The organism is Vibrio sp. SG41-7 (assembly GCF_014164465.1).
Lineage (GTDB): Bacteria > Pseudomonadota > Gammaproteobacteria > Enterobacterales > Vibrionaceae > Vibrio > Vibrio splendidus.
Genome location: NZ_JACJFF010000012.1, coordinates 52,300 through 72,971, shown reverse-complemented (window position 1 = coordinate 72,971; position 20,672 = coordinate 52,300). Strand labels below are relative to the sequence as shown.

Genomic DNA, 20,672 nt, shown 5'->3' with positions numbered 1-20,672 from the left:
ACAATGGCTGCAGTGTATTTAGAGTATATAAGGATTACTTGTCAAAAACTCCGAGTTTTTTGCTAAAAACTCGCTTTATTAACAAAACAAACACAAGGTCACATATGAAACTTTAATATAATATGCCGTTTTGTTTTTTTATTTAACAGAAATTTGCTTTTTGTATTGAGATGGTGACATGCCTTGAAGGCGAGAAAAGGTGTGAGTAAAGGAGGATTGACCGGAAAAACCAGCAAGTTCTGCAACCTGTCCAAGGCTTAAATTACCTTGTTCAATAAGGCGTCGAGAGCGGTCGATACGCTTTCCTAAAACATATTGGTGAGGGGTAATGCCCATTTGATCTTTAAATAGCATGTGGAATTGGCTTTCGCCCAAGAACACACTGCCTGCAAGCTGCGCGACTGAGATCTTATTAGCCAAGTGTTGTTCGATGTAGCGATCCAACGATTCAAGATCGAAACGCGAATCTTTAATCGAGGTTTCAAATGCCGAGATGTGTCTTTGCATCAACGCAATCACCGTGTCATTACAAGCTCGACTCAACAACAGATCATCAGGACTGGCCTGCATCTCTTGCACCAACATATGGATAAGCTTTTGAATTTGCGCATCTAATTGGAAGTAGACGTTCGATGATTCTAACTGGTTAATCTTCTCTAGCATCAAAGGGTCATCATCGGTTGGCATAGGCATGTTGAGTACGAGAATATCCGACTGACCAACCACTCCACCGAAAGCATGATCAGAGCGAGCCGTGACTACACAGCCTTGCCCTGGACCGACAAGATTACCTTTACCGCTCACTTCAAATTCCGCCTGACCTTTTAAACCAATGACTACCTGCGAATAATGGTGATCGTGACAATCCATATGCGAAGGCAAAGTAATGATCTCCGCAGGACGAGGGCCAGTAAGGCTTAGCGAGGACAAGTCTAGGTTTGGAAAGGGTAACGGTTTAGGCATGACATCAAAATACTCAGGTCGACATAGTAAGAATAATACTCTGAAATCTGCATAAGATGAATTTGTAAATGATCATGAGAGTCATTTCCTCGCCTTAGACAAAAGATCATTATCGAGATCGTCTTGATCATGCCTCCGGAAAGATGATCAAGAGTGCACAAACTACGGGCATTGTAAAACCAATCGTTCCGGTGAGTTTAGGGGCTTCACAAGCAATCACACCGACAAGCAAACCATGCCACCAATAAATACTTTGTCGCCCCAACATAATGAATAAATTTTCTTATATAGCTCAAATAATTGGCGATAAACCTGCAAAAAGTGTATCCGAAGTACCGAAACTTGGCTTTTGAGTAGATTGGATAGCAATAAAACGGTATAAAGACGGGTACTGTGTTAATTGCTAATAACTAGTGACTCACAACTAGGAAGTAGACACTTTATTAACGAGCCAATTTTCAATCTACAAGTTGCAGGGACCTATGACTAACTTTCGAATTTCAGCGCTTTTACTCGCGCTATCCCCACTTTGGGTATCTGCATCGGTATCCGCTGAAGAACTGAATCAAGTCGATCCCGTTTCAGCTATCGATGCAAAGCTAACAGAGAAAAACTCAGATATTGAGCGTATTTCAGCAACCAAAGTATCTGCGACTGAAAACCTAAAACAACTTCAAAATAAGAACAGCAAGTTGTTACGCGAAGGTGAAGAACTTAAGGCAAAACGTAACAGAGCCAAGTCTGTACTCGACAAACAGTACAGTCGCTTGCTTGAAGATCCAGAAACGGATTTGGTCTCTTTCCAGAAAAGTTACCAAGACGCTTGGGCTGCGGTTAAAGAGAATCTATCGTCTCAGCTAGATAACGAACAAGCGATGAACGAGAGCGAAATTCACCTTTCTCAAATCAAGCAAAAGCAAGCTCGCCTGAATAATGAGCTAGCTAACTTGAGAGAGTCGAAAGTTGAAGCTCGCGTTAAACGTATTGCATCAGAACTTCGCGAAAGTGCCGTTCTTGAAACCAGCTACACCACCACATGTTCATCAACGATGACATTGGGTGAATGTACTGCTCAAGGTAAACACCTGACCAATCAAAAAGCGGTGAAAACGTTCAAGAGCCAATTACTTGAGCAGCTCACGGAAAGTTCATTAGCAAAACAGAACTTGCAAGGTGTTCAACTGAACATCCATGTTCAAGACAGCCAAGCGATCAAGAGTGGCTTTTCTGGTAACAACTCTTACTTCATGCAGATGCAGGCTCAGCTTCAAGCAAAACCTGAAGCGGTTGCAGCATGTAACTTATTGAACGTTTCAACGCGCTACTGTTTAACGGGCAGTGACGCGGCAGTCGTTAAGAAGAGTGACAAACAATGGGCTAACGTGACGGTACGTTCTGATCAGTACAATGACTCAGTGACCATCAACGGCATTAAGTATGGCAGCACCCCTCTTGAGGTTGCGCTACCAAGTGGTCGTCACCAAGTAACCATTTCAAAACAAGGTTACGAGTCTTACAACCGCACAGTTACCATCAACGGTAGCGACACTATTTGGGTTAAGCTTCTTCCTAGCAAGGAAAGCTAAGTCCAGTATGAATAGCTCAGCGCTCTAATTAAGATAGCCGTGCCTATTTCACAAAGCTGAATGAAAACTCGCCATTTTGTTGATAGTTATAAACTGTATGATCGTTATAAACAGTAGCTGCAGACGAAATGGCGTTTTCGTTTAGAATATTCGATTAACCTAAATTACGATTGAAGTAGCCCATCATGCGCCAAGGTCTTCCTACTCTACTATTTGCACTTGCTCCCTGCCTAATGACTCCTGCTGTTTTCGCTGAGGCGACACCACCAGCGATCGCGTCTTCTGTCAGCGACATTGAAAGCTCACTTTTCGAAAAGCATGCCGACTTAACGGCTGTTGAGAAGAAATTAGCTGACAAACAAAATGAAGTCGACAATCAAGCGCAGCAAACGGCACGTCTAGCCAAGTTATCGGCTCAAGCAGAGCTAACACTCGCAAAGGCGAAAGCTAGCCTAGAGCAAGATTACACGCGCATGATTGATGAGCCCGATTTCGATATCTCGCCGGCTCAAAACCGCTTCCAAGGCGCTTGGAAAACAGTAAAAGAAGGCAAGCTTGCGATTTCAGATTCAGAGCAGAAGCAGCAAGGCTTGATGATGGAGCTTGAGGCTATCCAAGCCGAGAAAACGGCGGCAGAAGCTTCAATCACTAATCTGAACCAAAATAAGCTAAGAGCAAGAGCTGAGCGACTCAGAAACGAGATCACTCAGACGGAAGAGCAAACCGTTAGCTTTACGAACCGTTGCAGCAGCGATATGACACTGGCGCAATGTTCAGACCAAACGGTGACCTTGGCACTTCAAAAAGCGGTAAAACAATTCCAGCACAGCCTGGTGGACAACGCGACCGAATCGAAAACAGTGAAAGAGCACCTTGCGTCTGCTTCATTGAATATTCACGTTCTGCAACACAAAGTGAAATCCTCGGGCTTCTCTGAAGATAACCGTTACCGAGCGGTGATTGCGGCGAACTTAGAAACTCGTCCAGATAAGAACACACCTTGTCGTCTGCTTGGTATTCAGTCATCAAACTGTTTCACTCAAAGCGAGCAACAAGCCAACGACCAGCAAAAAGAAGTTGCTTGGGTTAACTTGGTGGTGCGTTCAAATCAATACAACGACAAGGTTTCTATCAACGGCGTGAACTATGGCAGTACACCGGTTGAAGTGATGTTACCGACAGGCCAACACATGGTCACGATCGAAAAAGAAGGCTACCTTTCTTTCCACCAAGAATTGAAGATAGCCCGCGATCACAACCTACGAGCCGTATTACAGGCCAAGCAGAACTCATTGAATGTCGGTACCAAGTTTGCAGACCCGATGGGAAACAACATTCAGAGCCCTGAAATGATTGTTGTCGGCTCAGGTCGCTACCTACTCGGTGAAAACAACGCACAACAAGTGACGATCAAACAGCCGTTTGCATTAGCCGCAACACCTACCCGCGTTCAAGACTTTAGAACATTTGTTGACAGCACTGGCTACCAAACAGACGCAGAGCTAATGAACACCTGCGATACGTTCGTCAATGCAGAGATCACAACCATTTCGGACAATGACTGGCAAAGCCCTGGCTTTAAACAAGCAGATAATTCACCCGTTGTATGTGTCAGCCAAAATGATGCAAAAGCGTATACTCGTTGGTTATCTCAAAATACAGGCTTCACTTACCGTTTACCTACACCACAAGAGTGGGAAGCTGCAGCAAGAGCAGGTCAAGACACCAACTTCTGGTGGGGTAACGAGTTCCGCTCAGGTAAGGCCAACACTGGCTGGGCTGGTACGCCTTGGTCAAACGTTAGCACATCTCCAGTTAAATCATTCCTGCCAACACCAACAGGCTTCTACGACATGGTGGGTAACGTATGGGAATGGACAACCATTCAGAAAGGTTTAGCGAAAGGTGGCGCGTGGAGCTTCTCTCCAGAAGAGGCAAAAGTGTTTAACGAACTGTACGTACCGCCTTCAACGGCAGCGAACTATCTAGGATTCCGAGTCGTACGAGAGCTGTAGGCTTTCAATCACTGACTCAGCATCTCAAATATTTACTCTAAGTTCTCAATTATCACATTGAGCAGCATTTATAGGGGAATTCCCCCCTTATGCATAAGCACTCCTAGGAGTAGATTCGTCGATAGAGTAGTAAGTCACTCTGGGTATCAAATTGATGCCTCAGTTTAATTTACCTGACCCTCGTAAATTAAGCTGAAAATCTTCTACATGTCGACAAGGCATATCTTGTCTTTAGCCAGCCCCTCTTCAGGCTGGCTTTTTTTTGCCTGTTTATCACCCTTTCTGCCCACCTATTCCCCGTGATTGAAGCAGTTAGTCAACAATCTGTTTAACTGTCATTCACCCCCCTATTTTTCGAGCAGAGTACAAACTCTAATTGCCATTGCAGCGCTATAAGAAACTGATATTATTACTATACCTCTGCTTACGAGATAAAACCTTGCCAGATCCATTCAACTCCATACATCGTTCTTTATTTGAACAACTTCCAGGTTGCTGGGGCTGCAAAGATACTGATTCGGTCTTCGTGTACGCAAACCTTGCCTACAACAAACTGATTGGCTTAAAACCCGATGAGACTTGTACTGGTTTGACCGACTTCGACATGCCCAGTCAAACCATTGAGTGCGCGCAAGATTTCAGAGCTCAAGACAAACATGTGATGGATACACGCAGTACCCTTAAAATCCTCGATATTCACCCCTATCCAGACGGACGCTGGCACGCCCATATCTTTACCAAAACCCCTTGGCTTGATGATAACGACAATGTCCAAGGCACTATCTTCTATGGGCAAGAGCTCACTGATACTGCGATCTTAGAAGTCGGCCACTGGGTTTGTCAGGCAACAGGAGCGAAAGGTAATCAAGCATCACTTGCAGGATCAGAGCCGCGCGTGTCTAAGCTGCAAAAGCGGCTGACTTCGCGAGAATCAGAGGTGTTGTTCTTACTGCTTTTCGGCAAGAAGCCTCAATACATTGCGTCTACGTTAGACATTTCAATCAAAACGGTCGAAGGTCATGTCGCCAGATTGAAACAGAAGTTCGATGCACGCAGCAAAAGTCAATTGATTGAGTATGCATTGGACTCGGGCTTAGGCTCCGTGATCCCAGAAACTCTGCTCAATAAACAGATCTCCGTTGTGCTGCACAGTGATAAATGAGTTGAATGACCAACTCGTCAATGAATCTGGGAAGGTACAGATAAAAAAATACCGCTGCTTGATGTTTCTAATCACCAAGTCAGCGGTATTTTTGTATGTTCTATTCGGTGTAGACCACTTAAGATCCATAAACCTAAGGCGCTAGGCGATCAATATCCCAGCTGTTGTCTTGGCGTGAGAACAAGAAACGGTCATGCAAGCGGTGTTCACCACCCTGCCAAAACTCAATGCTATCCACGCGAACTCGGAAGCCACCCCAGAAAGAAGGCACCGGAATCTCTCCTTTAGCAAACTTCTGTTTAAGCTCTAGGTACTTACCTTCTAAAATGCCACGAGCTGAGATACGGCTACTCTGCTTACTTGCAATCGCGGCCAATTGGCTCTCTTTTGGGCGTGACGAGAAGTACTTCATGTTTTCCATTGCTGTCAGCTTTTCAGCGGTGCCAGTAATGTGAACTTGTCGCTCTAGAGGATGCCAAGGGAAATGCAGGCTTATCTTACTGTTGTGCTCAAGTTGGTGCGCTTTACGGCTACCTAAGTTGGTGTAAAAAACGAAACCGTCTTTATCAACATTCTTTAGCAAAACAATTCGTTGGAATGGCTGACCATTTTCATCAACCGTGGCAACTGTCATGGCAGTAGGGTCAGTCATCTTAGCTTCGATGGCTTGTTCTAACCATAGATTGAATTGCTCAATAGGGTCTGCGGCTAAGTCTTTACGTCTCAATCCACCCTTAGCGTATTCACGACGAATATCTGTCAGTTCCATTTCGTTGCTCCTTTCAATTTTTTGTGATTTTGCGCTGTAATCCTTTGAAACACAAGTCTAAGCCATGGTTTTGTCTCACAGAAGGTGTTCGGTGTTAACAAGATCTCGGTACTCAATCAATCATATTGATAATCTTTATACAAACCGATTACACGCTGAGATCCAAGTGACCAAGATACTGCCTAACCTAATGACGCCCTTTGTTTTATTCTCATTGTTACTGGGAGCTTCAGGGCTGACTGCAACCCACTTTATGGCAGTACAATTCCAAGAAAAAATCGTCACTCAGCAACTCAATGAAGCGGCTAATAAAGCCAATCTACAAATCGATTCTGAACTGGATAAGTTCAAACAGATCCCGGATTTACTCAGCCATGACCCGCGTCTGCTCTCTTATTTTGACTCATCACCACAAACAGACAAGATTTCCGTCACTCAGCTCAATCAATTACTGTTTGAATGGTCAAACCAAAGCCAAGCTGACACCATCTATATTCATGACCCGAGCGGCACTGTAGTCGCTTCCAGTAATTACCAAAAGCCTCGTACTTTTGTGGGTGAGAACTTCTCGTTTCGTCCCTACTTTGCTTCAGCCATTCAAGGCAACAATACACAATATGTCGCGCTAGGCGCTCGCTCGAATGTACGCGGTTATTTTTTATCTTCACCACTGTATGTTGAGAATGACATTGTTGGTGTTATCACCGTAAAGGTGAGTTTAGAGAACCTCGAAAATATCCTAACCAGCGACGACTTCGAGATCGTGGTACTCGATTCAAACCAAGTAGTCTTTCTATCAAGCCAAGCTCCATGGCTTTACCATTCATTGTTGCCATTAACTCAGCAACAACAAACGGATATCGCACTTCAACGCCAATACGGTCAAAGCGAAATTTCGATCATCGAAGCCTTCCGTGCTTCAAGCTCTCAGTCAGAAGCTAGCAACGCCAATCAATCTAAGAACCTTCAATCCAATGAAATCCGAAAAGAGCTCACCGCTAACCAGCTATTCAAGCTTGGTGCTTTTAATCTTTACCCTGCAACGGTCAGCAACAACCAGTACCAAGTCGTCGCCCTAAAAGAGACCAGAGCTGAGCTTATTAAAGTCGTGCAGATCGATGTCATCTTCGTGGTGATTTACAGCTTGGTGATGCTCATCGCTTGGTCGTGGCGCCAGACTTATCTCGCGAAAGTGGCGTTGACCCGACTCAACCAAAACCTAGAGCAAACCGTTGATAAACGCACTCACTACTTGAAGCAATCCAATCAACAGCTGCAACAAACCCTTTTTCAATACCAAGAGTCGCAGTCGAAGTTGAAACAGACAGAACAAGAGCTGACACAAACCGCAAAATTAGCAGTACTCGGTGAGCTGTCAGCCAGCATTAACCACGAAATCAACCAACCACTTGCAGCGCTGCGAACATACAGTGAGAACAGCTTAAAGCTGCTTGAAATGGAACGGACTGACTTGGTCAAAAGCAATCTCGATAAAATGATTGCTTTGAATACCTCAATTACCGAGATCATCGCGCGTCTTAAAGTCTTCACTCGCAAGGTAACCAAGCAAGAACATCACGTCGCAAACCTGCATCAATCGATCAACAACGCGACCAGTATTCTTAGTGCGCTAATGATCAAACAAGGCATCACGCTAAGGTTAAGCACAGTGCCAGACGACATTAACACTGCGATTCACCCAACCGAGCTCGAACAAGTGCTGGTTAACCTGATTCACAACGCGACTCAAGCGCTTCAACAACAAGTTCTTGAACAGAAAGTCTTGCAGGAGCAACAAAACCTGGAAAACGTAGACCAACAGGCTAGCCCGCAGATAGGCATCGAATGGCAACTGCATCATAACTCTTGTCAGGTGATCATTTGGGATAACGGAATTGGCATGCAGGACGACAAATTAGAAAAGTTGTTCGACCCGTTTTTTACCACTAAACCGGAAGGCTTAGGGCTAGGGCTCTCAATATCGAAACGGATTATTGAGGCGTATCACGGCACGATCAGCGCGAACCGATTAGAGCCTTCAGGCATGGTATTCTCGCTAAACATCCCGTTATATAACGATAAGGGCTAACGGGCTGTTGTTATTGTTGATTAGAAAACGAACGTTACATACTGCTAATCTGACATACAGAAAATCACATACTGTTAAGGACTCGACTTTTGCACTCTATGCCTAAACTCTATTTTGTCGACGATGAACCCGCAATCCGAGACTCCGTAGAACAAGCCATGCTCATTGAAGGCATCGATATCGTCTGCTTTCCTAATGCTATTGAGGCATTGAAGAAAATAGATACCGCGCAAGCTGGAATTGTCATCACCGATATTCACATGCCAGTGATGGATGGCATTCAATTGACACAAAAGTTGTTGAGCCAAAATCCTCATTTTCAGATCATCGTCCTTACTGGGCATGGTGACGTGCAAACAGCGGTGTCGGCAATGAAAGCCGGCGCTTACGATTTTCTGGAAAAGCCATTTGTGGTCGATGCCCTACTCACCGCGGTAAAAAAAGCCGCAGATAAACTCGCACTGGTTGAAGAGAACAACCTACTGCGTAAAGAGTTGGCGATGCAGAATCAGGTGGGACCAAAACTAATTGGTCAATCGCCATCCATGCAGGCATTACGCCGAGAACTGATCACCTTAGATACCAAAACTCACCCTCTTCTACTGTTTGTCGGCGATCTAGGGACAGGTAAAAGAGTCACGGCGCAGTACACGCACGATCTACACAGCCATCAATCCGCAGAACTTTGCCCTGTCGCTGCGTTCAATTTACCACGCAATGACCAAGCTACTTTTGATCAGTTTATTGTGCAATTATTCAGCAAACATCAGGGCGGAACACTTTATATCCATGAAACAGAAGCATTAACTTCACAACAATGGCGCTGGTTGGCGGCTCTAAAACCCACTCTACTTCGTGAAAACTCATGCAAGACCAATGCAACTTGTATCATTATCGCAACCACAATAGTTCCAACTACAATTGTAGGTGAGTTCCGCCGATTTGATTTGCTAACCTTGGCGCAACGAACTGAAGATATTGGCTCCTTGTTTAAGCATTTTGCTCGTGGTGCGGCAAGTCGATATCAGCTGCCGCCACCCGTCATTACAGAAAAAGAGATTCAACGACTCATTGCGACTCATTGGACGGAAAACATTCGCCAGCTTCGCCAACATGCCGAACTCAGAGTGCTGACTCAAATTAAGCAGCCCTCGCTCGACGGTGATATTGGTGAGCAAAGTGACGCGGATGAGCGTGACGTGAGCATTAAGGAGCAGCAACAGTCGTTAAACCAACGTACTGATAGCTTTGAACAAATTATCTTAATTGAGGCACTACATCGCCATCAAGGACGTTTAAAAGAAGTGCAACAAGAGCTGCAAGTGTCACGAAAGACACTGTATGACAAGCTGAGAAAGCACCAATTGGATAAAACAGATTTCAAGAACCGATAAGTCTTAAAAAATATATAAATTCAAAGATTTAAAGGAGCAAAATCTTAACATTTATCAAAAGTAAGAATACACTCAATAGGCTTGCACTTTTATTTAGCAAACAAGGACAGTCATGAGCCAGAAGAATTACAGCAAATTGAACGAAACCGAACTTGAGTACGTCGATGATAAAACAGCGGCACTACTACTCAACACGCCCACCAGTGCGCGTATTATGTTATGGGTGATCGTTCTGTTTTTTATTGCTGCTATTGGGTGGTCCGCTTGGGCTGAGATCGATAAAGTCACCGTTGGCCAAGGCAAAGTCATCCCCTCTTCACAAATCCAAGTGGTGCAAAACCTTGAGGGCGGCCTCGTAAAAGAGATATTAGTAAGGGAAGGTCAACGCGTCCAAAAAGGTCAACAGCTGCTGTTGATCGATGACACTCGATTCCGTTCTGACTTCCGAGAGCGCGAACAACAAGTGGCAAACTTAACCGCCAGCGTGTTGATGCTTTCAGCTTCCTTTAACAGCGTGGTCATCAACGAAGAGTTCTCCGTCGAAAACTGGAAACAAAGTGTGTTACTCGACTACGGCAAACTCGCCTTCCCACCAAAGCTATACGAACTTCAACCTAAACTGGTTAATCGCCAAAAAGCCGAATATCGTCAAGACCTAAACAACCTAAGAAACCAACTTTCCGTTTTTGATCAACAAGTTGAACAGAAGCAACAAGACCTTGTTGAAATAAAATCGCGCGTCAATAACTTAAGACAAAGTTACAAATTCGCCCGCCAAGAGTTAGATATAACAAAACCGCTTGCCGATGAAGGCGTTGTGCCAAGAATTGAACTCCTCAAGCTTCAAAGACAAGTGAATGACACTCGCCGAGAAATGACCTCGAGCGAACTCAAAATCCCTCTCCTTCGTTCCGCAATCAAAGAATCTATGTTAAGCCGTATTGATGCTGCATTGAGCTTCCGCTCGGAACAACAAGAAAAGCTGAACCAAGCACAAGACAAGCTCTCTGCAATGACCGAATCTTCGGTTGGCCTTGAAGACAGAGTAAACCGTACCATCGTGGTCTCTCCCGTAACGGGCACAGTCAAAACACTCGGTATTAATACCGTGGGCGGTGTTATTCAGCCGGGTATGGACATTGTTGAGATTGTACCGACTGAAGACTCGCTATTGGTTGAAGCTAAAATCGCTCCGCAAGATATCGCATTCCTACGCCCAGAACTGACCGCCATTGTTAAATTTAGTGCCTATGACTTCACAAAATATGGCGGTTTGGAAGGCGTGCTAGAACACATCAGCGCTGATACTACTCAAGATGAAGAAGGCAATAGCTTCTACATCGTGCGTGTACGTACCGATAAATACAGCTTTGGACACAACGAAGAGTTGCCGATCATTCCTGGTATGACAGCCTCTGTCGATATCATCACGGGCAAGAGAACGGTACTTGAGTACATGTTGAAGCCACTATTAAGCGCTCAAAACAACGCATTAAAAGAGTAAGGACGTTTGATGCTTGATAGCGCCTTTCAATACACAGTGAACAGACAAGAGCAGAGGCTATGAAATCTCGGATTTCGTTATTGTTGCTGGTCCTCACCTCTTTTACCTCAGTCGCGCTCAACAAGAGCGACCAAAGGTGGATAGACGCGGTTACTGCAACCTACGGGGAAAGAGCCGGAAAACGAGTGGCAACATGGCGCTCCAATATGACGTCGTACGAAGGGCTATGTGAAACGGAAAGACTCGATTCGGTAAACCAATTCTTTAACCAAATGTACTTTGTCGATGACAACATACTGTGGGGAAAGAATGACTACTGGGCGACACCACTGGAGTTTTTAGGCAGCAACGCCGGTGATTGCGAAGACTTCACTATCGCAAAATACTTCTCTTTACTTGAACTCGGCGTCCCAGATAAAAAATTACGATTGGTGTACGTAAAAGCACTTGAGTTAAACCAATTCCATATGGTGTTGGCGTACTACTCAACACCCAGTGCAGAACCACTAATTTTAGATAACTTAAACCCTGAAATAAAACGCGGTTCTAAACGCGGTGACCTGCGACCGATATACAGTTTCAATGGTAAAAACCTTTGGTTAATTAAGTCGGCAGCAGGCAGCGGTAAGCTGGCAGGGAAATCTTCAAGATTGAGCTTATGGAACGACCTACGTTCTCGTGAGCGCTCTCTCAATTTAAACAAACCCATTATCAATTACGATGAGTAGGTACAATGACTTTATATAAACAGCTTGTGGTCGGGATGGTTGCGGTATTCATACTGCTGATGACGTCAGTTTTTATGATCGAATTCAATACCACCCGTGGATACTTAGAGGAGCAGCAACGCTCTGAGGTAAGTAATACCATTAATACTGTTGGACTGGCTCTCGCCCCTTACCTAGAAGAAAAGGACAAGGTGGCAGTGGAGTCTGTTATCAACGCCCTATTTGATGGCAGTTCTTATTCCGTCGTGCGATTGATTTTCCTAGACACCGGAGATGACATTCTCCGTTCATACCCTGTAAAGCCAACTGGCGTACCAGAGTGGTTTACTAACCTTAACCTATTTGAGCCTGTTCATGACCGCCGCGTAATTACCAGTGGCTGGATGCAACTGGCAGAAGTCGAGATCGTAAGTCACCCTGGTCCTGCCTACGATCAGCTTTGGCAAGCGTTCATCCGCTTACTGAGCATCTTTGGCACGATCTTCTTGCTCGGTTTAGTGTCTATCTCTTGGATCCTTAAGCGTGCTTTACGCCCGCTCTCGTTGATCATTACCAAGATGGATCAGATCGCGAAGAATCAGTTTGGAGAACCACTGGCTCGTCCAAAGACAAAAGATCTCACCTTGGTTGTCGATGGTATCAACCACATGTCGACCCAAGTTGAACTGGCCTTTAAAAACCAAGCGAAAGAAGCTCAAAAGCTGCGTGAAAGAGCGTATATCGACCCTGTATCTCAGCTAGGCAACCGCGCTTACTACATGTCTCAGTTAACTCAATGGTTAGAAGAGTCGAGTTTAGGTGGTTTAGCCGTACTAAAAGCCGAATTTATTAGTGAAGAGTACGACGAAAAAGGCTATCAAGAAGGTGATGCCTTGGTTCATCAACTGGCTGAACAGCTGCAAGCTTCAATCTCATCACCAGATATCACCATCGCCCGTATTTCTAGTGACGAATTCGGTTTCATCATGCCAAACATTGATGAAAGCGAACTTAAACTTGTTGCTGGCAGCATCGTAAACTGCATTCAAAACCTAGGCTCAGACCCAACAGGTACGGCGAATCCACACATCGCGCTAGGTGTGACATACAGCAACACGCGAAAAACCAGTACCGAAATCATGTCATTGGTCGATAATGCGCTCTCAAGTGCGAAGGCGAACCGTGAACTGACTTACGGCTACGTAACGGCAGACGATCATGGTGCTGTGATGGGCAAACAACAATGGCGTATGTTGGTTGAAGAAGCGATCATCAACGACCTTGTCACCTTCCGTCTGCAAGCTGCAAACAATAGCTTTGGCAAAACGTATCACCAAGAAGTGTTCTCTGCGATTGAAAAAGACGGAGTTCGTTACGGTGCAAACCAATATCTATACGCACTAGAACAGTTAGAAATGAGCCACATTCTCGACCAATACGTTATCGAGAAGATGATAGAGAAACTGAATGCGAAAGAAATAACGAGCCCCGTTGCTATCAATATTTCGCCAAGCAGTATTTCTCAGCCAAGCTTCATCCGCTGGATTGGTAAAACTCTTGAACACAATGCCTCAATTGCTCATCTGTTACATTTTGAGATTCCAGAAAATTGTTTCATCAATGTTCCGCACTACACGGCGCTGCTGTGTAACACCATTCGTAACGCTGAGTCCGTATTCGGTGTTGATAACTACGGACGTAATTTCCAATCATTGGATTACATCAACGAGTACCGCCCAAGCTATGTGAAGTTGGATTACTTGTTCACGCACAACCTTGATGATGAAAAACAGAAATTCACCTTAACGTCGATCTCTAGAACCGCTCACAACCTAGGCATAACCACCATTGCGTCTCGAATAGAAACTCAGACTCAGCTAGATATCCTGTCTGATAACTACGTAGAAGTGTTCCAAGGCTTCATTGTTGATAAATAGTTGTAAGGGTTATATCGCATGCAAGATCCACTATTAAACTCACTGATCTACGTTAGTCGGTATTACGGGTTAGCTAACTCGCCCGAAGCGTTGATCAATGGGCTACCACTATCCGATGGAAAGCTAACCCCTTTCCTATTCCCTCGTTCTGCTGAACGAGCGGGATTAGTGGCGAAAGAAAACCGTTCCGAGTTAGAAAGTATTCCTCACCTGATTCTGCCTGCTATTTTACTTCTCAAACAGGGCGAAGCATGTGTTCTAAATAGTATCGACTTAGAAAAACAAGAAGCAGAGATCATCACCGCAGAAAGCGGGATGGTGCCTATCGTCATTCCAGTCGATGAACTCAAAGAACAATTCATCGGCCGCTACTTCTTGGTAAAAAAACAATTCCGTTATGATGAACGTTCACCTGAGGTTCTAAAAACACGCAAAGGTCACTGGTTTTGGAGCACCATTTGGGAATCTAAAAACATCTATCGTGATGTGTTGATTGCATCCATTTTGATCAATATCTTCGCCATTGCCGCGCCAATGTTTACTCGTTTGGTGTACGACAAAGTAGTCCCTAACCTTGCCTTTGAAACCCTGTGGGTGTTGGCGAGTGGTATTTTCGTCGTCTTCCTTTTCGATCTGCTTCTCAAGTTAATGCGCAGTTACTTCATTGATGTCGCGGGGAAAAAATCCGATATCCTAATTTCCTCTAAACTGTTCAGTAAAGTTCTGGGGATTCGCATGGAAGCAAAGCCCGCCTCTGTTGGCGCTTTCGCGAAAAACCTGCAAGAATTTGAATCAATCCGTGAGTTCTTTACCTCAGCAACCATTGGCTCGTTAATCGACTTACCATTCGCGCTGATGTTCTTGGCGTTAATTTGGCTGATGGCCGGAAACCTTGTGTTTGTTCCTGTCGTCGGTGTGGTCATTTTGATTATCTATGCACTGTTAATCCAAGGGCCACTACGTCGTACGATTGAAGAAGGCTCTCGACTTGCTTCTCAGAAGTACGCGAACCTGATTGAGAGCTTGGCTGGGTTAGAAACCGTTAAGCTATTCAGCGCGCAAAGTCAGTTCCAATTCCGTTGGGAAGAAGCGGTTGCGCACATGGCAAACTGGAATATCAAAAGTCGCCGCATCACCGACAGCATCCAAAACACGGCTGGCTTTGTTCAACAAAGTACCAATGTAGGTATGATCATTTTTGGTGTGTACCTCATCGCAGAAGGTGAACTCACTATGGGTGGCTTGATTGCCGCGACCATGTTGAGCGGCCGTGCAATTGGCCCTCTTGTTCAACTGTCTTTGCTTTCTACACGTTACAACCAAGCAAAGTCTTCGATGACCTTGATTGAACAAGTAATGTCGATGCCTGATGAACAGGAAGAAGGTAAGCGCTACATCCACCGTCCGATTATTCAGGGTCATATTGCGCTAGATAAAGTGACGTTCCACTACCCAGACTCGCCAGTCGCTTCTATCAGAGACCTGACCCTTAATATCAAACCCGGTGAAAAAGTGGCGATCATTGGCCGAATTGGTTCAGGCAAGACCACGCTAGAACGTTTGATTATGGGCCTATACAAGCCCACAGAAGGTCATGTGCGCATTGATGACACTGACATGGAACAACTGCATCATGTCGACGTACGACGCAATATAGGCTGTGTACCGCAAGACAGTAACCTGTTCTACGGCTCAGTAAGAGACAACATTACCTTAGGTCGCCCGTTGGTCGATGACCGTGATGTGATGGACGCAGCCAACCGTGCAGGCGTGACCGCTTTTACTCAGCAAGATCCAGCTGGCTTGGAACGCCAAGTGGGCGAAGGTGGTGCTTTGCTATCAGGTGGTCAACGTCAGTCGATTGCCATAGCGAGAGCCTTCTTAGGACGTCCACCCGTGCTTTTGATGGATGAACCGACCAGTGCGATGGATAATCGCTCAGAGATGCACATCAAACATCAACTCAACCAGTTATTGCCAAGCGAGACATTGATTCTTATCACCCACAAAACATCGATGTTGGATATTGTAGATCGAGTGATTGTGATGGAGAGAGGCAGCATTATTGCCGACGGCCCGAAAGCACAAGTTCTGTCAGACTTGAAGCAAGGCAAGGTAAGAGCAGCAAGTTAAAGCGCTCATGTGACTTAAAGAATCTAACTAGATCAATATCAGAAAAAGCAAAGGGGGAGCATCAGCTCCCCCTTTTTTGTTTGTTCTAATGAGTAGAAAATAGCTCGAGCCGCTCTATTCAGAGTCGGTCAATTTCAAAGTATTTCAATTACAACGAGATATCTTCTTGTTCCATTTTGAATGAACATTGAATCTCGTATTGGTTGAACGAGAAAACACTGCCGCCATGGGTTCGCTTGGTGGTGACTGTCTCATCACCAAATTGAATCGTCACTCGGGTATACACCTTTTCATGCGCCTCAACTGTGCACTCGGCAAGGTTGGTTTCAAACTCAGCTTCGAGTGTATCCAACTGCGACTTAGTATTTTCAATCGCGAGATTGTTCTTTTCTCGATGCTGCTCAATTTCTAGCGCTTGCTCTTCGCTGCGTTCCGCTTTTGGTCGCTTCTTAAATTCGAGCTCTTGGCGAATCACATCCATGGTCTGCTCTTGAGCGTGCTTATAAGTTTCTTTCAGCTCGGCTATCTTTTGTCGGTAACCATCGTAACGTGCAAATCCGTGTACCTTGGTTGCGGTATCTCCTTCTACGCCTAAAAAGACACACTCCACTTTCCCACCGACTCTCGCTTCGCCGCCACTGAGCGTACCGTGCTTCTTCAAACTGTCCATCACGATAAGGTTGTTACCACAACGAATATCATTACTCATGCTGTGCACACCCAGTCGAAGGTCGGTGGCGGTTTGGAGTTCGGCGTTCTGCGCGTAGCTTGCTGTGATAGAACCTTTGCTAAACACCTTGCAGCTTTTCGGCTCACCCTCTTTAGTCGTATGACCGATAATCCCCTTCGCGACTTTAATGTCACCCTGTGCTTGGACTTCTGCCGATTCAATAAAGCCACCAACCGTGACACTTCCTGTCGCTTTAACGATCATTCCCGGTTCAATGTTCCCAGAGACAAAGACATTGCCTTTGAATTTAACGTGTCCGGTTGAAACATCTACGTTGCTAACACACAAGGCGTCATCTACTTCAATAGTTCTATCTTTGATTATGGGTAATCCAGGAAATGAAGCGAGTAATAAATTGGGGTCGTCAGGGGAGATGTAGGTGCCCTTTCCAGGCTTAATTAAACTGTCTTGTCCAGGAAGCGGTGGGATAATTCGACCTTGGACGGTAAAGCCAGCGATGCCTTTGGTCGCGGGAGTACGCTTCATTAAGTGATCATTTTGACCAACAGTAATGGTTTGCCCCAAGTCTCGCATATCAATCTTGCCTTCGTCTTTACTGCGAGGCTTCAAGACTTGGCGAGTAATGTCTTCAACCAAGGCGGCAAACTTAGCATCTTTGCCCTTTACTGGCTGCGTCCCTTTCGCGACGGGTTGAGTAAACTTTTCACCGGGTTTAAGCTTGTTACTCATCATCAGCACTTTTCTGAGCGCTAACTTATTAATTCCCTTTGTTATGTGGGCTTGGGCTAAACAGTGAATGATGTCGCTCCCGCGCAGTGCGTGTCCATGATGTGGTCCCGTCACCACCAGACTCGCGAGCATCTCGTCATCAGACAGTTCGACAGCAACGCTTGCGTTACGAACTTCGGCAATCAAGACTCCTTCGTAAGCTTCCCCTTTACCTTCTTTGGCAAGAGTGACGAAGCGCAACACCTCTTCTTCAAAAAGAAAATAGTTTGATGCGTCCAAAGCTTCCAAGGTTGGTGGCAACGTCGTGTTATCAAAGCTTGCTTCAACCACAAACCCCGACGGCAGACATGCCATCACTTGTTGCTTGTCTTCTGACAATGTAACAATGTTATCCCACATTCGAATTGAGTATCCCTAATGACTCAGTTGTTATTCAGTCTATATAATTCGTTCTGCGCTGAGTATCACATTATTAGAATAATCAGCGTCACATCACTTACTTTCGATTCTGCAAACATGACTCATAAATAAGACTTACACATTTTATGATCTACTTCGCCTTTACAAATACATAGGGAAATTTTTCAGAATATTTCGCGTGATTGAATGTCGATTCGATATTAGAGCAAGATAGTAAAGGCGAATAGCTTTAGAAGATTAAAGGCTGTTGTGGAGAGGTGGAACAGAAGTGATGAAGCTGGTAATCAGGGTAAAAACGGATTTCAATATGGAGCTTCAGTTTACAGTGTAAATCCAAGATTCTAATTTACACTGTAAATCTAATTTGTAACGGTCAATCTATTTAAATGATGGCTTGTCTATTTACACTGTAAATTTGCTAGCAAAACATCGACGTCTTTACGAAACTGAATCTCTGCTTGTTTGCGACCAACAAGATTAGACTGTTCAACACAAGTCCCCCACTCTTTCTGCTGAACAACCTTTGCGATGAGTAAGTCAGAAATACCTATGTTTCGCTCGTTACTGAGTAGAATCAAGTTCAGTACGCTGAAGCTAATCGCATCGTAACTGTTGCCACCGTTCACATAATTTCTAACTAACTGAGTTTCAAACTCGCTAACGGTATTGACACTCTTTGGCAGCAGTACGCGCACCATTTCGGTTTCAAGTGAAACTAAAGAACCTGAAACAAGAAAGCAGTAGCTACGCTCGAAGTGACTTAGAGCTTGGTTAATCCAGCTTTGGGAGTTTGAGGTAAGCGCCTTAACCATCAATACCGAGTGGCAGCCACTTGCCTGATCGCGCTGGTGGCCAATATGGACAGGTACAAAATCGTTATCGCGCCAGAATGAAATCAACTCACTAGTCGCACCGAAGCTTGTCGCCAGATAATCCGCTTGGCTGGTTTGCTCTGATAACTTAGCCAACATCCAACCACCAATGCCCAAACCCTGATGAGGCGTTGAAACTGCAATGCGCATCACTCGAAGGCAGCGACTGGTCGCCGCTTCTGTACAGCCAAGTTGGTTTGCCAGTAACACAGGAGCAAGGTGTCCTTGAGGTCTGCGTTTTCCAATTTGAATCTGAGCAATCAAATCTTTATCTAAGCCACCCTCTTCAGTAACCAACATACAACCTAAGCATTCATCTTGCTGCCAAGCGGCGTACAAACGGATTGCTGAATTGTTGAGGAACTGCATTAAGTCGTTGGGTGACGTTTGATAATGAGCATCGACAAGTAGAGAAAAACATCGTTGTAACTTGTGTGGATTAGCCAAGCAATCTGCTTTTGATAGTTCAACTAAATTTAATTGGTTGATTGTCTGATCAGAAAAGTTATCTAATTCATGAATCGCCGAGTCACTTAGCGACGCATCGTTACCAAGCAGGAAGCAATCAAACAACCAAGCTTCTAGTGGGTCGTTGTTGTTCCAACGAATCGGTTGTTCAAGCTTAAAGCCTTTCCAACCAGGGCGGAGTACAGAAAGCCAAGATTCAAACTTAATCCCAAACCCTCGTCCACTGCCCTCGTAACCGTGTACCGTGGTTGAAAAAACCATGCGATGATAAATACCGACCATGGACTTGAGCATAGGGATTGGAATAGCAGCCGCTTCATCAACCAATAGCAGGTCGCAATCAGGCTTAGATTTAAGTAAGTCGTCCGGAGCCACGAATCTTAAACTTCCCCCTTGATGGCGAATGTGAGTAGCGTTAACCACTTCGATGACTTCGAGTCGCTGTATTGCATGGGAAAATACAGGCTCGATTGCTTTCACAGAAGGCGCAGTCACAATAATATCTAATCCATGACGTTCAACCAGAAGCTGCGCTGCGGCAATCCCCAACGTCGAGCTTTTACCGCGGCCTCTATCTGCGGTGAGAATCAAAGGACGTTTGCGATGCCCAGACAACACCTTTTTGACTAACTCAACTGCCACGTTTTGCTGTTCAAATCTATCCAATCCGATTTCAACGTTTTGTTTTGGGGGGAATGCGTTACTCGCTTGAGTAACATCGACAGCTTCATTAGCTTGCGAAACAGAAATGAGTTTATCGAAATGCCCCTTTAACCAACGTTGGCCAAAGCAAGAACTCCTACCCTCTTCAGCTTCATTGACGTTTGGCGGCAACACCAACAACAAACCGCCACCGACTAACGATCCCAGTGCTGCACTGAAACCATTCGCGTCAAACTGATCTCTAAAATCACAAACAAGAATCTGGCATTCACGACCCAGAAGTTGTAGCCCCTTCTTAACCGGAGCATGCGTCACATCGTCGAATGGGACACCGCCAATCTGAAAAATGGATTTAACGTTCTTATCTTCAAGGAAGGTTGAAATAACCGTGTTTTGCCAATCGACATCGCCGTTAAAAACCACGCCGTAACGGTGATCATTATGTTGAGCAACATCAGAAAGTGTATGCAGAAAAGTGTTGGTTGGGTTTGTCATAGTTAGCGTCCAGATTCATCTAGACACAGTTTATCACAGCCAAATAAAAAGCCGCATAATGCGGCTTTAGAGTCG

Annotated in this window: 13 protein-coding genes; 9 read left to right on the top strand and 4 right to left on the bottom strand. The window is 45.0% G+C overall.

The features are described 5' to 3' along the window. Window positions 1–138: 138 nt before the first annotated feature. The gene (locus H5300_RS05295; RefSeq protein WP_182795582.1) at window positions 139–963 is read right to left on the bottom strand and encodes an AraC family transcriptional regulator; all 825 of its coding nucleotides are present in this window, start codon (window positions 961–963) and stop codon (window positions 139–141) included. 482 nt (window positions 964–1,445) lie between these two features. Between H5300_RS05295 and H5300_RS05290 the strand changes: the two genes are divergently transcribed. The 3 genes from H5300_RS05290 (at window position 1,446) to H5300_RS05280 (ending at window position 5,726) form a co-directional block, all read left to right on the top strand. Further along, entirely contained in the window at window positions 1,446–2,549 is a 1,104-nt protein-coding gene (locus tag H5300_RS05290) for a PEGA domain-containing protein (RefSeq protein ID WP_182795581.1), read from the top strand. 185 nt (window positions 2,550–2,734) lie between these two features. Beyond that, on the top strand, window positions 2,735–4,564 hold the full coding sequence (locus H5300_RS05285; RefSeq protein WP_182795580.1) for a formylglycine-generating enzyme family protein: 1,830 nt from the start codon (window positions 2,735–2,737) through the stop codon (window positions 4,562–4,564). 376 nt (window positions 4,565–4,940) lie between these two features. Beyond that, window positions 4,941–5,726, top strand: a complete 786-nt coding sequence (locus tag H5300_RS05280; RefSeq protein WP_017078417.1) for a helix-turn-helix transcriptional regulator — start codon at window positions 4,941–4,943, stop codon at window positions 5,724–5,726. Window positions 5,727–5,859: 133 nt separating this feature from the next. Here H5300_RS05280 and pdxH read toward each other — a convergent pair whose 3' ends face one another. Beyond that, window positions 5,860–6,495, bottom strand: coding sequence for a pyridoxamine 5'-phosphate oxidase (pdxH, locus tag H5300_RS05275; RefSeq protein WP_004732548.1), 636 nt, complete (start codon window positions 6,493–6,495; stop codon window positions 5,860–5,862). 166 nt (window positions 6,496–6,661) lie between these two features. Between pdxH and H5300_RS05270 the strand changes: the two genes are divergently transcribed. The 6 genes from H5300_RS05270 to H5300_RS05245 all read left to right on the top strand — a co-directional run bounded on the left by H5300_RS05270 (window position 6,662) and on the right by H5300_RS05245 (window position 16,259). After that, window positions 6,662–8,584, top strand: a complete 1,923-nt coding sequence (locus H5300_RS05270; protein WP_182795587.1) for an ATP-binding protein — start codon at window positions 6,662–6,664, stop codon at window positions 8,582–8,584. A 98-nt stretch (window positions 8,585–8,682) separates the two neighbouring features. Further along, window positions 8,683–9,978 carry a sigma-54 dependent transcriptional regulator gene (locus tag H5300_RS05265; protein ID WP_182795586.1) on the top strand — a complete coding sequence of 432 codons (1,296 nt, stop codon included), beginning with the start codon at window positions 8,683–8,685 and terminating at the stop codon, window positions 9,976–9,978. Between the two features lie 112 nt (window positions 9,979–10,090). Continuing rightward, on the top strand, window positions 10,091–11,482 hold the full coding sequence (locus H5300_RS05260) for an HlyD family type I secretion periplasmic adaptor subunit (RefSeq protein WP_004732554.1): 1,392 nt from the start codon (window positions 10,091–10,093) through the stop codon (window positions 11,480–11,482). 59 nt (window positions 11,483–11,541) lie between these two features. After that, window positions 11,542–12,210: a transglutaminase-like cysteine peptidase gene (locus H5300_RS05255; protein ID WP_182795579.1), complete on the top strand. Its 669-nt coding sequence runs from the start codon at window positions 11,542–11,544 to the stop codon at window positions 12,208–12,210. A gap of 5 nt (window positions 12,211–12,215) precedes the next feature. Continuing rightward, window positions 12,216–14,126 carry a LapD/MoxY N-terminal periplasmic domain-containing protein gene (locus H5300_RS05250; RefSeq protein ID WP_017089350.1) on the top strand — a complete coding sequence of 637 codons (1,911 nt, stop codon included), beginning with the start codon at window positions 12,216–12,218 and terminating at the stop codon, window positions 14,124–14,126. Window positions 14,127–14,144: 18 nt separating this feature from the next. Further along, window positions 14,145–16,259: a type I secretion system permease/ATPase gene (locus tag H5300_RS05245; protein WP_017078412.1), complete on the top strand. Its 2,115-nt coding sequence runs from the start codon at window positions 14,145–14,147 to the stop codon at window positions 16,257–16,259. Between the two features lie 148 nt (window positions 16,260–16,407). On the opposite strand, the gene H5300_RS05240 is transcribed toward H5300_RS05245, so the two are convergent. Together H5300_RS05240 and H5300_RS05235 are read right to left on the bottom strand one after the other, a co-directional pair. Further along, window positions 16,408–18,078, bottom strand: coding sequence for a DUF342 domain-containing protein (locus H5300_RS05240; protein ID WP_017078410.1), 1,671 nt, complete (start codon window positions 18,076–18,078; stop codon window positions 16,408–16,410). A gap of 419 nt (window positions 18,079–18,497) precedes the next feature. Next, the gene (locus H5300_RS05235) at window positions 18,498–20,597 is read right to left on the bottom strand and encodes a GNAT family N-acetyltransferase (RefSeq protein ID WP_182795578.1); all 2,100 of its coding nucleotides are present in this window, start codon (window positions 20,595–20,597) and stop codon (window positions 18,498–18,500) included. Between the last annotated feature and the right edge of the window lie 75 nt (window positions 20,598–20,672).

Coding starts and splice junctions, on each gene's coding strand:
- H5300_RS05240 (WP_017078410.1), bottom strand. CDS start 18,078: ATGTGGGATAACATTGTTACATTGTCAGAAGACAAGCAACAAGTGATG.
- H5300_RS05255 (WP_182795579.1), top strand. CDS start 11,542: ATGAAATCTCGGATTTCGTTATTGTTGCTGGTCCTCACCTCTTTTACC.
- H5300_RS05235 (WP_182795578.1), bottom strand. CDS start 20,597: ATGACAAACCCAACCAACACTTTTCTGCATACACTTTCTGATGTTGCT.
- H5300_RS05250 (WP_017089350.1), top strand. CDS start 12,216: ATGACTTTATATAAACAGCTTGTGGTCGGGATGGTTGCGGTATTCATA.
- H5300_RS05295 (WP_182795582.1), bottom strand. CDS start 963: ATGCCTAAACCGTTACCCTTTCCAAACCTAGACTTGTCCTCGCTAAGC.
- H5300_RS05290 (WP_182795581.1), top strand. CDS start 1,446: ATGACTAACTTTCGAATTTCAGCGCTTTTACTCGCGCTATCCCCACTT.
- H5300_RS05265 (WP_182795586.1), top strand. CDS start 8,683: ATGCCTAAACTCTATTTTGTCGACGATGAACCCGCAATCCGAGACTCC.
- H5300_RS05260 (WP_004732554.1), top strand. CDS start 10,091: ATGAGCCAGAAGAATTACAGCAAATTGAACGAAACCGAACTTGAGTAC.
- pdxH (WP_004732548.1), bottom strand. CDS start 6,495: ATGGAACTGACAGATATTCGTCGTGAATACGCTAAGGGTGGATTGAGA.
- H5300_RS05285 (WP_182795580.1), top strand. CDS start 2,735: ATGCGCCAAGGTCTTCCTACTCTACTATTTGCACTTGCTCCCTGCCTA.
- H5300_RS05245 (WP_017078412.1), top strand. CDS start 14,145: ATGCAAGATCCACTATTAAACTCACTGATCTACGTTAGTCGGTATTAC.